This window comes from Leeuwenhoekiella blandensis MED217 (assembly GCF_000152985.1).
Taxonomy (GTDB): Bacteria; Bacteroidota; Bacteroidia; order Flavobacteriales; family Flavobacteriaceae; genus Leeuwenhoekiella; species Leeuwenhoekiella blandensis.
In genome coordinates, this window is record NZ_CH672395.1 from 2562376 (window position 1) to 2577632 (window position 15257).

Annotated in this window: 13 protein-coding genes; 8 read left to right on the top strand and 5 right to left on the bottom strand. The window is 38.0% G+C overall.

Annotation, left to right across the window (positions count from 1 at the left end; all coding sequences use genetic code 11):
• Positions 1–16: 16 nt before the first annotated feature.
• Complete coding sequence (locus MED217_RS11050; protein ID WP_009780605.1) at positions 17–1282, bottom strand: tetratricopeptide repeat protein; 1266 nt, start codon at positions 1280–1282, stop codon at positions 17–19.
• Positions 1283–1311: 29 nt separating this feature from the next.
• Positions 1312–3849 carry a DNA gyrase subunit A gene (gyrA, locus tag MED217_RS11055; RefSeq protein WP_009780606.1) on the bottom strand — a complete coding sequence of 846 codons (2538 nt, stop codon included), beginning with the start codon at positions 3847–3849 and terminating at the stop codon, positions 1312–1314.
• A 247-nt stretch (positions 3850–4096) separates the two neighbouring features.
• Between gyrA and MED217_RS11060 the strand changes: the two genes are divergently transcribed.
• Both MED217_RS11060 and MED217_RS11065 read left to right on the top strand, forming a co-directional pair.
• Positions 4097–6643, top strand: coding sequence for an ATP-dependent Clp protease ATP-binding subunit (locus tag MED217_RS11060; RefSeq protein ID WP_009780607.1), 2547 nt, complete (start codon positions 4097–4099; stop codon positions 6641–6643).
• A 110-nt stretch (positions 6644–6753) separates the two neighbouring features.
• Positions 6754–7131, top strand: a complete 378-nt coding sequence (locus MED217_RS11065; RefSeq protein WP_009780608.1) for a GTP cyclohydrolase I — start codon at positions 6754–6756, stop codon at positions 7129–7131.
• A 21-nt stretch (positions 7132–7152) separates the two neighbouring features.
• On the opposite strand, the gene MED217_RS11070 is transcribed toward MED217_RS11065, so the two are convergent.
• Genes MED217_RS11070 through msrA form a run of 3 tightly spaced genes read right to left on the bottom strand, consistent with a single transcriptional unit; the run spans position 7153 to position 8669 of the window.
• On the bottom strand, positions 7153–7461 hold the full coding sequence (locus MED217_RS11070) for a hypothetical protein (protein ID WP_009780609.1): 309 nt from the start codon (positions 7459–7461) through the stop codon (positions 7153–7155).
• Between the two features lie 41 nt (positions 7462–7502).
• Positions 7503–8102 carry a GTP cyclohydrolase I FolE gene (folE, locus tag MED217_RS11075; RefSeq protein WP_009780610.1) on the bottom strand — a complete coding sequence of 200 codons (600 nt, stop codon included), beginning with the start codon at positions 8100–8102 and terminating at the stop codon, positions 7503–7505.
• A gap of 15 nt (positions 8103–8117) precedes the next feature.
• A complete protein-coding gene (gene msrA, locus MED217_RS11080; protein ID WP_009780611.1) occupies positions 8118–8669 on the bottom strand; it encodes a peptide-methionine (S)-S-oxide reductase MsrA in 552 nt (183 codons plus the stop codon).
• A gap of 234 nt (positions 8670–8903) precedes the next feature.
• Between msrA and MED217_RS11085 the strand changes: the two genes are divergently transcribed.
• The 6 genes from MED217_RS11085 to MED217_RS11110 all read left to right on the top strand — a co-directional run bounded on the left by MED217_RS11085 (position 8904) and on the right by MED217_RS11110 (position 15257).
• Entirely contained in the window at positions 8904–9566 is a 663-nt protein-coding gene (locus MED217_RS11085; RefSeq protein WP_009780612.1) for an ABC transporter ATP-binding protein, read from the top strand.
• On the top strand, positions 9547–10338 hold the full coding sequence (locus tag MED217_RS11090) for a TIGR02757 family protein (protein ID WP_009780613.1): 792 nt from the start codon (positions 9547–9549) through the stop codon (positions 10336–10338). The genes MED217_RS11085 and MED217_RS11090 overlap by 20 nt, the downstream gene beginning before the upstream one ends.
• Positions 10339–10446: 108 nt before the next feature.
• Complete coding sequence (locus MED217_RS11095) at positions 10447–11694, top strand: sensor histidine kinase (RefSeq protein ID WP_009780614.1); 1248 nt, start codon at positions 10447–10449, stop codon at positions 11692–11694.
• Between the two features lie 76 nt (positions 11695–11770).
• A complete protein-coding gene (locus MED217_RS11100; RefSeq protein WP_009780615.1) occupies positions 11771–13678 on the top strand; it encodes a BatA domain-containing protein in 1908 nt (635 codons plus the stop codon).
• Positions 13675–14928, top strand: coding sequence for a dihydroorotase (locus tag MED217_RS11105; RefSeq protein ID WP_009780616.1), 1254 nt, complete (start codon positions 13675–13677; stop codon positions 14926–14928). The genes MED217_RS11100 and MED217_RS11105 overlap by 4 nt, the downstream gene beginning before the upstream one ends.
• Positions 14928–15257, top strand: coding sequence for a DUF4870 domain-containing protein (locus MED217_RS11110; protein ID WP_009780617.1), 330 nt, complete (start codon positions 14928–14930; stop codon positions 15255–15257). The genes MED217_RS11105 and MED217_RS11110 overlap by 1 nt, the downstream gene beginning before the upstream one ends.

Here is a 15257-nt window from a genome sequence, read left to right on the forward strand (position 1 = left end):
TAAAACTTGCTAAAAATTAACCTTGCATTGCATCAAGCTTCGCTTTGTAAGCTTCAGCTTCTTCAGTATTCCCTAACTGAATATGGATGTTATATAAAGTTCTTATCGCTTCAATATTTGGATTCTCACCAGCAGTAGCTTTCTCTAAATAAGGAACAGCATCTTTGTATAATTGTAAGCGCTCTTCTTTAAGCTCTTCATACTTATCATTATCTGCCTTAGTATTTCCTAAAGAGTTCATTTGCTCAATAATCTCTTTGTCTTTACCTAGCATCAATGCAGCGATGTTAAGATTTGCTCCGGCATAATCAGGATCGATCTCCAAAGCTTTTTTGTAATAGCCAAGCGCTTTCTCAGTATTACCAGCATCAGCAGCACCTACACCAAGGTTAAAATACAAACCAGGATTATTAGGATCTTTCTCGATTACCTTTTGTAATGCAGCTTCATACTCATCTGTCATTCCCATTTTAAGATATACATCTGCTGCAGAGCGCAATAATGCATCATCATCAGGATTTGCAGCCAAAGCGTCTTTAATCGCTTCTAAAGCTTCCTCATTCTTCCCTTCTTGAATATATATAAGCGCAATGTTTTTTGCAATCTCACCTGCGCGAGACTCAGTAACCTCAACTTTAGGATCTTCGTGAGAACCAGATTTTACAAAAAGATCACGTTGTTGCTTTGAAGGGAAACTCTCTACCTCACCACTCTCTTTATTCTTAGCAGTGTATTTAGTCTCAATACCGGTGTAGCCCAAATCTTTAAGCTGCCCGTAATAATCAAGAGCAGTATCGTAGTCTTGACCATTCACTGCATTTGAAGCTGCAAAATAAAGATAAGAAGTATCCTTTGGAGTTAAAGTATACAATTTGTAAAGCTTGTCTGCTGCAGGAGCATATTTCTGTGCATTTTGATCATCTACAGCAGAAGAGATAATAGCGTTCATAGCAGTCTGCTTATATTGCGTAGCTTCTTCGCCATATTTATCTCCTTCGTTGTATTCAAAAACTTGATTAAAAGCTTCCATCGCTTTTAAAAGTTCGTCTGCATTCTTGTTATTTTCTCCACCAAGAAATGCACGTCCTTTTACAAAGTAGTAATATTCTTTTTCTTTTTCATCCATCTCGCCCATCATACTTTCAACAGCGGCGATTTCAGTTTGTGCTTCAGCATAATTTTCATCATCTACAGTTTTTTCCGCAGATCTGATTTCCCTTTTCTGCGCAAAGGTTACTGCAGTAAATGATAGGGCTGCAAGCAATAAAGATTTAGTTTTCATTATTGATTTTTATTAATATTCGACTTTATTTATTCTTCTTCGTCAGAAGAAGGTTTTTCAACATTTGGTGTTTCTGGTGCGTTTTCATCAGTCACGATATCTTCAGTATCATCCCCTTCAATATCATCCTCATCCTTTTTAACCTTAGTTACAGCAGCAATTGTGTCTCCCTTCTTAAGATTAATAAGTCGTACACCTTGTGTAGCACGGCCCATAACTCGCAATTCTGAAACTTCCATTCTAATTGCGATTCCAGACTTATTAATGATCATAAGATCATCTTCATCTGTAACATTGTTGATTGCTACAAGATTTCCGGTTTTTTCGGTAACAGAAATTGTTTTAACTCCCTTACCTCCTCGGTTAGTCACTCGATAGTCTTCAACTAAAGAACGCTTACCATAGCCGTTTTCTGAAACTACAAGAACATTAGACTCAGGATCGTTTACAGCGACCATGCCGATCACTTCGTCATTATCATCTGCAAGAGTTATGCCACGCACACCAGAAGCGTTTCTACCCATAGGTCTAGTCTTCTCTTCTTCAAAGCGAATCGCTTTACCAGATTTGACTGCAAGCATCACTTGGCTATCTCCGGTGGTTAATTTTGCAGCGAGCAATTCATCACCCTCCTTAATAGTAATCGCGTTGATTCCATTAGTTCGTGGTCGTGAGTATTGCTCAAGAGAAGTTTTCTTAACCTGACCTTTTTTGGTCGCCATAATGACATAATGACTGTTGATGTATTCCTCGTCTTTTAGGTCATTGGTACAGATAAAGGCTTTTACTTTATCATCTGGCTCGATATTGATCAAGTTTTGGATTGCGCGTCCTTTTGAAGTTTTGCTTCCTTCCGGAATTTCAAAAACACGTACCCAGAAACATTTTCCTTTTTCAGTAAAGAAAATCAAATACTGATGGTTTGTTCCTACAAACAGATGTTCTAAGAAATCTTCATTACGCGTAGTAGAACCTTTTTGTCCAACCCCTCCTCTATTCTGAGTTTTATATTCCATTAGGGAAGTGCGCTTCACGTAACCTGCGTGAGAAATCGTAAGAACAACTTTCTCATCAGGAATCAGGTCTGTGATACTAACATCACCGCCGGCAATATCAATATCTGTACGACGTTCATCACCATATTTAGCTCTAATTTCTTCGAGCTCTTCTTTGATGATATCCATACGACGCTCTTTGCGCGCTAGAATATCCTTCAAATCTTCAATCGTTTTTAAGAGCTCCTCGTACTCTTCACGTAGTTTATCTTGCTCGAGACCGGTAAGCTGTCTTAAACGCATTTCAACAATCGCTCGGGCTTGAATTTCAGTCAATTCAAAACGATCGATCAATTTTTGACGGGCTTCCTCAGCATTACTACTTGCACGTATCAAAGCAATCACTTCGTCAATATTATCTGACGCGATGATAAGACCTTCTAAAATATGCGCACGATCTTCAGCTTTTTTAAGCTCATATTCGGTACGGCGTACAACCACCTCATGACGGTGATCTACGAAATGATGAATCATATCTTTTAGATTCAACATTTCTGGTCTTCCTTTCACCAATGCAATATTGTTCACACTGAAAGAAGACTGCAGCGCAGTATATTTAAATAAGGTATTAAGAACAATGTTAGGGATGGCGTCACGCTTAAGAACATAAACGATACGCATTCCTTTACGGTCAGACTCATCACGTATTGAAGCAATACCGTCGATCTTCTTTTCATTTACAAGATCTGCGGTTTTCTTAATCATATCGGCTTTGTTCACCTGATATGGAATCTCGCTAACGATGATACACTCTCTTCCCTTTACTTCTTCGATGATCGCTTTGGCGCGTAATACAACACGACCTCTTCCAGTTTTAAAAGCCTCACGCACACCGTCATAGCCATAGATAGTTCCTCCTGTCGGAAAATCTGGAGCTGTGATATGCTGCATCAACTCGTCTATTTCGATGTCGTTGTTTTCGATATATGCGATGGTCCCGTTTACAACTTCAGTAAGGTTGTGTGGTGGCATATTGGTTGCCATACCCACAGCAATACCCGAAGCTCCGTTTACTAAAAGTCCCGGAATACGCGTAGGAAGTACGGTAGGTTCTTTTAAAGTATCGTCAAAGTTTAGGGTGTGATCTACCGTATCTTTATCTATATCGGCAAGCATTTCTTCTGAAATCTTGCGCATACGCGCCTCTGTATATCGCATCGCCGCCGGGCTATCACCATCTACAGAACCAAAGTTTCCTTGACCATCTACCAGCATATAGCGTAAACTCCACTCCTGTGCCATACGCACCATAGTATCGTAAACTGATGTATCCCCGTGAGGGTGATATTTACCAAGTACCTCTCCTACAATTCTCGCAGACTTTTTATGTGCAGAGTTTGACCGAACACCTAGTTCATGCATTCCAAACAAAACACGTCTATGTACAGGCTTCAAACCGTCTCGCACATCTGGCAACGCACGTGACACGATGACCGACATTGAATAATCAATGTAGGCTGATTTCATTTCATCTTCAATGTTGATAGGAATTAACTTCTCTCCTTCAGCCATATATTTTAATCTTTAATTGTGGTTTAAACAGTAAGGGGCAATATACGGTTTTCTTGTCTGTTTTAGGAGGCTGCGCAAATAAGCTAAGCTGGTTTTTATTAACAAAAATTAATTTTGGTTTTTAATAAGTATGCTTAACTTCCATTGTGTCTTTGAAAGTAATTTTGTCAATTTACTTACAAAGTAATCAACGGAACGGTTTTTGACCTACTAATACCAAAAACCTAAGATAAAGAGAGGAGCGTTTATGGATGATAATTTTTCACCCCGAGTTAAAGATGTAATTGCCTATAGTAAAGAAGAAGCTTTACGTTTGGGCCACGATTTTATAGGAACCGAACATTTAATGTTAGGCCTTCTACGTGACGGAAGCGGTAAAGCGATCGAAATTCTTCAGGCGCTAGATGTAGACCTTAGCCATTTAAGGCGCAAGGTAGAAATTTTGAGTCCGGCGAATCCGGGATCAGGAATTTCCAGCAATGAGAAGAAAAACCTACATCTTACCAGACAAGCCGAGCGTGCTTTAAAAACAACTTTTTTAGAAGCAAAACTTTTTCAAAGTTCTTCTATTAACACAGCGCATCTTTTACTTTGTGTTTTACGCAATGAGAACGATCCTACGACCAAATTGCTCAATAAACTCAAAGTAGATTATGACAATGTAAAAGATCAATTCAAACTTATGATGACTAGTGATGACGATTATATAGAGCCAATAAAAAGTGAATCGTTTAGCGAAGATGATAGTACTGCAGATTCGTCTAAAGAAAATCCTTTTAATGCTCCGGGAAATAAATCAAACAAAAAATCGAAAACTCCAGTTCTAGACAACTTCGGGCGCGATCTTACCGCACTTGCCGAAGATGATAAACTAGATCCTGTAGTGGGACGAGAAAAAGAAATCGAGCGTGTTTCTCAAATTTTGAGTAGACGTAAGAAAAACAATCCGCTACTTATCGGTGAGCCGGGTGTTGGTAAATCTGCCATTGCCGAAGGTCTTGCTTTGCGAATTGTTAAGCGAAAAGTATCACGTATTCTTTTTGACAAGCGTGTTGTGACGCTGGATCTTGCAAGCTTAGTTGCAGGAACCAAATATCGCGGTCAGTTTGAAGAGCGTATGAAAGCAGTGATGAATGAATTAGAGAAAAATTCAGACATTATTTTATTCATTGATGAAATTCATACTATTGTTGGTGCAGGTGGTGCAACAGGATCGCTTGATGCGAGCAATATGTTTAAACCTGCTTTGGCACGTGGCGAAATTCAATGCATTGGAGCAACAACGCTAGACGAGTATAGACAATACATTGAGAAAGATGGTGCGCTTGAGCGTCGTTTTCAAAAGGTGATTGTTGAGCCTACGAATATTGAGGAAACCATAGAAATCCTGAATAACATTAAGGATAAATATGAAGATCATCATAATGTATCCTATACCGACGAGGCGATAAAAGCTTGTGTTACGCTTACTAATAGATATATGACAGATCGCTTTCTTCCGGACAAAGCTATTGATGCTTTGGATGAGGCAGGATCGCGGGTGCATATTGTGAATATTGATGTTCCGAAGAAAATTCTTGATTTAGAACGCCAATTAGAAGAAGTACGTGAGCGTAAAAATTCTGTAGTTAAAAAACAGAAATACGAAGAAGCTGCAAAACTGCGCGATGATGAGAAGAATCTTGAAAAAGAACTGGCTGTAGCACAGCAAAACTGGGAAGAAGATTCTAAACAGCATAAAGAAACAGTGACCGAAGATAACGTTGCTGATGTGGTTTCTATGATGTCTGGAATTCCGGTAAACCGAATTGCAAAAACAGAAAGTAATAAACTTGCTGAGTTGCCTAAGTCTATTAAATCAAAAGTAATTGGTCAAGATGAAGCGGTTGCTAAAGTGGCAAAAGCTATTCAGCGAAACCGAGCCGGTTTAAAAGACCCGCATAAACCCATAGGTTCTTTTATTTTCTTAGGCCAGACAGGTGTAGGTAAAACGCAACTTGCAAAAATTCTAGCTACTGAATTGTTTGACAACGAAGATTCTTTAGTACGAATCGATATGAGTGAGTATATGGAAAAATTTGCTATATCTCGCTTAATCGGTGCACCTCCGGGATACGTGGGTTATGAAGAAGGTGGTCAGCTTACTGAAAAAGTACGTAGAAAACCATATTCTGTAATTCTACTTGACGAAATTGAGAAGGCACATCCTGACGTATTCAATATGTTGTTACAAGTACTTGATGATGGTTATATCACAGATTCTTTAGGTCGTAAAATCGATTTTAGAAACACTGTAATTATTATGACTTCAAACATAGGTGCTCGTAAACTTAAAGACTTTGGTCAAGGTGTAGGTTTTGGTACTGCAGCGCGTAAAGAACAAGCTGAAGAGAATGCTAAAGGTGTAATCCAACAAGCGCTCAAAAAGGCATTTGCTCCAGAATTCTTAAATCGTGTTGATGATGTAATCGTATTTAATGCGCTAGATCGTAAAGAAATACATAAAATCATCGATATCGAGCTTAAAAAGCTTTATCAGCGCATAGAAACTTTAGGATATCACTTGACTTTAAGTGATAAAGCAAAAGACTTTATTAGCGATAAAGGTTTTGATAAAGAATATGGTGCTCGACCTTTAAAGCGTGCCATTCAAAAGTATATTGAAGATGCACTTGCTGAAGAGATTATCTCCTCCAAAATAACCGAAGGTGATCGCATTTTTATGGATCTTGAAGACGATAAAGAAGAGTTGACTATAAAAATTGAGAAGACTGAGAATTCTGCTCAGTCTTAAGACTGTCAATCGCTCATTAAACCTAAAAAGTCGCCAACTTGGCGACTTTTTAGGTTTAATACACTTATAATCACTACATTCCCATAAACAAACTTTAACGGTGATTGGAGATGATAGAGCTCAGTGTAGGTACCCTTCATTTTGAAGGTCAAATTGCGATAGGTAAAATGCGTCCTGAAATTTCAATTGATGAGTCTGCAGCTCAAGAAATATACGAGGCCTGCGTTCAGCATTACAGAGACGAACCCTATGCCTATATTTCTATAAGAGATAATTCCTATAGTGTAAACCCACTTATCTACATCAATTTATCAAAGAAAAAGAATTTCAGTGCTATGGCCGTTGTGACCCAAAGCCCATTAGGAATTTCAAGTGTACAAATTGAGCGCATATTTTTCAAGAAACCTTTTAAGGCATTCAAAAATTTCACCGAAGCTAGAGACTGGGCATTAGAGATCTTAATCGAAGAACTAAAAAATGGTGCTTAAAAGCACCATTTTTTAGTTTTATTAGTTATTAATTTTAATAGGAATTGTTTTCAACTTACGCTCTGATTGAGGTTTTAGAAGAAAGGTATAAGCCCACATCAACGTAAATGAAGGAATGACATCTGTAAACGGTAAAATCTCTTCTACAAAAACTAAAATTGAGGCAAATTTGCCTTTTCTTCCAGGATACATCTTAGTCATCTGCTTAGCCGCCACGGGAGCCCAAGCTAAATCTAAAAAAGGCCCAATTACCGGGATCGCCATGGTGAGCATTCCAACTGCATCAAAAAATAAGCCTTTTAAAAGTAAATTATAATTTAAGGTCTTCATCGTTTAAATTTTACTTTTAATAGAGCAAATAACTTGCCAAACTATCCCAAATCAGAACCTATGAGTTTTAAAAACTCATTGCGCGTTTCATTATGTTCAAATTGCCCTCTAAACCCTGAGGTTGTAGTTGTTGAATTTTGTTTTTGAACTCCGCGCATCATCATACACATATGTGAAGCTTCGATCACTACCGCGACTCCTTGTGGTTTGAGTGTATTATTGATACATTCTAAAATATCATGGGTCAAACGCTCTTGTACCTGCAATCTTCTAGAAAATACATCAACAACGCGAGGAAGTTTGCTTAAACCTACGATATGACCGTCTGGTATATAAGCGATATGTGCTTTTCCAAAAAATGGTAGTAAGTGGTGCTCACACAGAGAATATAATTCAATGTTTTTAACGATTACCATTTCTCTGTAATCTTCTTTAAACATAGCTCCTTTGAGAATCTCACTTGCATCCATGTCATAACCGCTGGTTAAATACATCATTGCCTTAGCAGCGCGCTCCGGAGTTTTTACGATACCTTCACGGGTTACATCTTCGCCCAGATCTGTGATAATCGCCTTATAGCGATCTTTCACGTCTTCTTTGACATCGATATTATACTCTTCAAATTGTCTGTATGGAGCCATAAATATAGGTTTTGATTAAAGATACACCTCTTGCAATTTATCTTGGTATAGCTTCTTTATTTTGTTGACTTTAGGATTTATTATAAACTGACAATACCCTTGCTCAGTATGATTATTATAGAACGAATGATGCTCTTCTTCAGCGTTATAAAATGGTTTTTCCGGTGTCACTTCGGTGACAATATTAGACTCAAAAACCTGTTGTTCTTCTAAGTAAGCAATATACTGCTCTGCAAGTTGCCGCTGTTCTTCGGTATGGTAAAAAATCGCACTTCGATATTGTGTTCCCACATCATTGCCTTGACGATTTAATGTAGTTGGATCGTGTGTAGTAAAAAACACCTGCAGCAAATCCTTATAAGAAATGATTTCAGGGTTAAAATCAAACTGAATTCCTTCTGCGTGTCCCGTTCTTCCTTGACATACCTCGCGATACGGTGGATTTTTAATCGTCCCACCGGTATAACCACTCATCACATTGTAAACTCCTTTAAACCGCTGAAACACGGCTTCTGTACACCAGAAGCATCCGTTGGCAAAAGTGGCTTTTTCTAATTTTTCATTCATAGCTTAGCAAATTTATAATCTGAATCTTAACTCAGATACTGTTTAACCTTTTGTTAATACATTTAGACAAATCATTAAACAAAAAACAAATAGCACACGTGAAGACGCAAATCTTTTACACTGTAGTATCTTTGAAACCTATTGCTGAAATATCTGAGATTATTAAACAGTAAAAGGCAGCATACTAGTCGAAAACATACCGGCTAGCTTACATTTAATTGCATTGCATATATTATGATTAAAGCTGAAAATATTTATAAATCCTATGGAGATGTCCAAGTCTTGAAAGGTGTTGATCTTGAAATTAAAGATGGCGAAGTAGTTTCGGTCGTGGGTGCAAGTGGCGCCGGAAAAACCACACTCCTTCAAATTTTAGGTACACTAGATTACGCCGATAAAAACAAAGCGACTAATCTTTTCATCAACGATACTCAAATCGCAGACCTTAACGAAAAAGAGCTGAGTAAATTTCGCAACTTAAATATTGGATTTATTTTTCAGTTTCATCAACTTCTGCCAGAATTTACAGCATTAGAGAATGTATGTATTCCGGCGTATATTGCTAAAAAAAGTAAAGAAGAAGCCGAAGCAAAGGCAAAAGAACTTTTAGATTTTTTAGGCCTTGGTCATCGTATAAATCATAAGCCCGGCGCACTTTCAGGAGGTGAACAACAACGTGTTGCTGTCGCGCGTTCGCTAATCAATGAACCCGCATTAATTCTCGCCGATGAGCCTTCAGGAAATCTCGATAGTGAGTCTGCAGAGAATCTGCACCAATTATTTTTTAAGCTTCGTGACACCTATAATCAAACCTTTGTAATTGTTACACATAATGAAGATCTAGCAACAATGGCAGATCGTAAACTCACCATGATAGATGGCAAAATCATCTCTTAGACTAAAAAAAAGCGAACTCAAAGAATTTTTAGATGAAAAGGCTGCGCTCTATGAAAGTCCAAAGTTTATAGGCACAGATCCTATTCAGATTCCGCATCAATTCAGTAAAAAAGAAGATATTGAGATCATAGGCTTTTTGGTTGCTACTATCGCCTGGGGTAACCGCAAAAGCATCATTAAAAATGGTAATCAACTCGTAGCATTACTTGAAAATGCTCCATTTGATTTTGTGATGAATCATACCGAAAGTGATCTCGAACGTGTATTGCCTTTCGTGCATCGAACGTTTAATGGTACAGATCTGATGACATTTATTAAGGCCTTACGTCATATCTACACAAATTATGAAGGTATTGAAGCGGTCTTTAATAGCTATGCTTTGAATAATGAACTGCAAACTGCAATTCATCATTTTAAAAAGCACTTTTTTGAAGTCGAACATTTACCACGCACACAGAAACACGTGAGCGATCCACTGAAAAAATCAGCTGCTAAGCGTATCAATATGTACCTAAGATGGATGGTAAGACCTAATGCAGCAGGGGTTGACTTTGGAATATGGCCATCACTAAAACCTGCGCTACTCTCCTGCCCTTTAGATGTACATTCTGGTCGTGTAGCAAGACAATTAGGTTTGTTAAAACGCAAGCAGAATGATGCTATCGCTTTGGCCGAACTGGATAAACAATTAAGAAAATTAGACCCACAAGATCCTGTAAAATATGATTTTGCACTATTTGGACTCAGTGCTTTTGAGAAGGATCTATTTTAAAGCAAAATGCCAAATCAAGTTTTTTCCTGAGCTTCTATTTTTAATCTTTACCGAAAAAAAGTAGGACTACTTATAAGGTCAAATTACTATATTTACTTTCTGGAAAAGATGATAAAAATAGACGAAAAAAAACGGCAAGAGGCTGTAGATTCTTACAAGTTAGTAGGAACCCTACCCGAAAAAAGTTACGATAACATTACTCAGATTGCATCTTTCATCTGCGGTACTCCCATTGCATTGATTACAATGCTTGACTACAACCGTAATTTTCTAAAATCGCATTACGGAGTTCCTTTTAATGAATCTCCTCGTGAAATTTCGTTTTGTACACACGCTATTCAAACACATGATCCTATTTTTATTATTCCAGATGCGCGGGAAGATGAGCGTTTTAAAAACAACCCACTCGTTACCGGTGACACTAAAGCGATTTTTTATGCGGGCGTTCCTCTGGTGGATAAAGGTGGACACGCTTTAGGTACCTTATGTGTTTTTGACCACGAGCCACGTGAATTGGATGAAAATCAAATAAGCACACTTATCGCGCTCGCACATCAAGTAGTCAATCTGTTTGAATTGCGTCGTCAGAATATTGAAAATAAAGCTTTACAGGAGAACCTTTTAAAAAAGAACAGCTTACTTAAAGAATTTGCCGGAGTCGTTTCGCACGATATGAAAATGCCGCTAGCAAATATCATCACAACAACAGATATCTTAAAAGCTAAATATAAAGAGCTTCTAGACGAAAAAGGCTTAGACTACCTTAATTACTTAAAAAGTTCTTCCTTTTCTTTAAGCGAATACATCAGCGGTATTTTGCAGCATTACGAGAGTGACAATCTCACGATTGATCAGCGAGAATCATTTGACATACACGATCTTCTTGAAGAGATCGAAGATGTACTCAATCACGATTATAAAACAGTCATCAATCTACCCGAAGCCAACCACGTTATCTCATGCAATCGCTTGGCCTTACATCAAATTTTCATCAATTTATTAGGCAACAGCATCAAATATAATGACAAAGAAGAACCTGTAATTACTGTCACTTTTGATGAAAATGAAGAATTTTACCTTTTTGAAATCATCGATAACGGAATCGGGATTCCAAAAGATAAGATCAATAAAATTTTTGACCTTTTTTCTATTGTAGCTTCCAAAGACAAAAACGGAAATCGTGGTAATGGTATCGGTCTTTCTACAGTTAAAAAATTGGTTGCTAATCTAGGTGGAAGCATAAGCGTCACTTCTGAAGAAGGCAAAGGAAGCACCTTTAAATTCACCGCTAGAAAAAGTGACATCCCAACACTCATTAGCGGTCCGGAAGTTGATACCTCAGATTTGCAAAAATAAATTGAAATAAGCTTAAAATTGCAATTCAATAATTCTGAAAACTTGTACTTTCGTTAAGACCGAAACGTAGTTGTTTATGCTGTTTAAAAATCCAGAAATTCTTTACGCCCTTTTCCTTCTGGTAATTCCTATTTTAATTCATTTATTTCAGCTAAGACGCTTCAAAAAAACGCCTTTTACAAACGTTGCCTTTCTTGAAACTGTAATTCAAAATACGCGTAAAAGCAGCTCGTTAAAAAAATGGTTAATCCTCGCTACGCGCCTACTCGCGATCGCGTGCCTCGTCATTGCCTTTGCAGGCCCTTATATTCCTGCAACTAATCTTGCGCTTCAGTCTCGAGAAACCCTGATCTTTATTGATAATTCGTTCAGTATGCAAGCCACCGGTAAGAAAGGTGATTTACTTACCGAAGCGAAACAAGATGTGTTGGCCAACCTTTCTAAAGATGAAAATTATACCATAGCAACTTGGGATGATGTATTGCGAGATTTTAATCCCGTCGCAGACCGCAACGAACTTCTAGAGCTAGACTTTGCTGCGACCTCGAGTACACCACAAAATTTGCTTTTAAAACTCAACAACCTTTTTTCAAATACCCAAACAGCAAAGCAACTTTTATTGATTTCCGATTTTCAAGACGCTGAATGGAGTGCTGTTACTGACAGTACCGAAAATGCACTGTACCTCGTAAAATTGGTTCCAACTTCGTTAGAAAATTACGCGTTGGATAGTATCAGTTTACAGCGTGCAGGTAACAATTATGACCTTGAGGTTTTTGTAAAAAGCAACCAAAAGACAACGACAGATATACCGGTTTCTCTCTTTAATAAAAACGAACTTATTGCTAAAGGATCTGCTAAGTTTGAAGATAGTTATCAAGCCATAATCAATTTTCAAATAGACTCCGATGAAGCTGTTGAAGGAAGGTTAAGTATTACAGATCCTCATCTAAAATTTGACAACAACTTTTATTTCAGTATTAATAAAACAGAACCGCTGAAGGTTTTAGCTATTTCCAATGCAAGTGATGCATTTTTACAGCGTTTGTATCAAAGTGAAGAATTTCAGTATACCGGAGTAGCAGAAAACCAACTGGATTATAGCTTACTTTCTGATCAGAATTTGATCATTTTAAATGAGCCTAAAACAATTCCGCAGGCGTTAATCAATTTATTACAACAACACACACAAGACGGCGGAACATTGATTTTAATTCCAAACACTTCGATTAATCCTAGCGCCTATAACAAGCTACTCAACACCTTTGGTCTAAGTGGCTTTAAAAATTTAGAGGCAACTCCACAACGCATCTCCACAATAAATTTTGACCATCCACTTTATAAAAATGTATTCACAGGCAGGTCTACCAATTTGCAAACACATCAGGTAGAAGGCTATTTTCCGTTAGAGACTTCAGATGCGATTTTGAGCTTAGAAAATAAGCGTCCGTTTTTAGCTGAAAGCAACAAACTCTTTGTATTTACGAGTAGCTTATCATTAACAAACAGCAATTTTATTAATGGTCAACTTATCGTGCCTACATTCGACAAGATCGCTTTAGAAGCGCTTCAACTACCTCAAACACACTATACGATCAACAGCAAGAATACGTTTGAGTTTAGCACTTCACTACCACAGGATGCCGTTTTAACACTAGAGAAAAACGGAAATTCTTTAATCCCTATGCAACAAAGACAGGGGCAGAAAATAAGCATTTCTACGCAAGACGGCATCGTAGAAGATGGGCTTTATGCTCTAAAATCGAAACAAGACACACTAGCCGTTGTGGCGTTTAATTATGCGCGTGCTGAAAGCGTATTAACCGAAAACGCTGCTCTTGTATCTACAGAAAATACAACAATCCCTAATCTTTTTAATAAGCTAGAACAAGACACAAATCTTAATTTACTTTACAAATGGTTTGTTATTTTTGCTCTGCTTGCATTTCTTGCCGAAATGCTCATACTAAAACTGTTTAAATGAACGCACGCATCACTCAGGCAACCCTCCTAGACGAGAGTAACGAACACCACGGAAATCAAGTCGATATCAGGATTGAAAACGGAATCATAACCGAAATCGCGTCAAGTCTTGATCCCAAAAACGGAGAAGAACAACTTCAGTTTGAAAACCTTATCGTTTCTGCCGGTTGGTTCGATAGTAGTGTAAGCATTGGTGAACCGGGATATGAAGAGCGCGAGACCATACTTAACGGACTCAAAGTAGCCGCTAAAAGTGGTTTTACTTCAATTGCTGTAAACCCGAATACGTTACCAGTAACTGATACGAATGCTGCAGTTTCATTTTTAAAAAACAAAGCCGCTGGGAATGCGGTTGCGCTGTATCCTATAGGTGCGCTCACCCGCAATGCAGAAGGCACAGACTTGGCAGAATTGTATGACATGCAACAAGCTGGCGCTGTCGCTTTTGGCGATTACCAACATTCGATAAGCAACCCGAATCTTATTAAAATTGCTTTGCAATATGCGCAAGGATTTGACGGACTCGTACTTTCTTTTCCGCAAGAAAATGATTTGATCATAAAAGGGGTTGCAAATGAAGGAGAAACAGCCATTAAACTCGGTCTTAAAGGAATTCCCGCTCTTTCTGAACATATTCAGGTAGCGCGTGACCTGTATATTTTAGAATATACCGGCGGAAAATTACATATCCCAACCATTTCTACTGCGCAAAGTGTTGCTCTTATTAAAGAGGCAAAAGCCAAAGGTCTTGATGTAACCTGTAGCGTGGCTATTGCTAATCTATTTTATACCGAAGAAGTTCTTGAAGATTTTGACACCCGTTACAAAGTCTTACCGCCGTTACGCACCGAAACCGATCGCCAGGCCTTAATCGCAGCAATAAAAGAGGGCACGATAGATATGGTTACAAGTGATCACAATCCGCTTGATATTGAATTGAAAAAGCTTGAGTTTGATCACGCAAAATTTGGTACGATCGCCCAAGAAGCAACTCTAGGCGCTCTATTGACTTTAGTTTCAGAAGAAAGAGCAGTTAAATTGCTTACTGCCGGTAGCGAACGTTTTACAGGTACAACATCAAAAATAAAAATAGGGCAACCTGCAAACCTTAGTTTATTTACAGCAAATGGAACTTCGGTATTTGGGAAAGAAGACATACGCTCAAAATCTAAGAACTCTGCTTTCTTAGGAGCTCAATTAAAAGGAAAAGTTTATGGCATTTTTGCCAACAACCAATTTATAGCATCATAATGACTCTTGAAGACGTAAAACAAGGTAAAACCACAGCCATAGTTTCTTATCTAACTATGTTAGGAACTATCATCGCTATTTTTATGAATATGGAACCCAAAAATTCATTTGCGCGTTTTCATATTCGCCAAGCATTTGGTGTTTTTCTCACCTTTTTTGCATTGGGCTTTTTAGTCTCCTATTTAAACAGCTGGCCGGCCTCCATTGGTTTCTACGTTTTTATTTTCATTCTTTGGGGATATGGCTTTGTAAACGCTGTGCAAGGAAACATCGTACCGGTACCGATTCTTGGAAAATGGTATCAAAAATGGTTCACTTTTATCGAATAA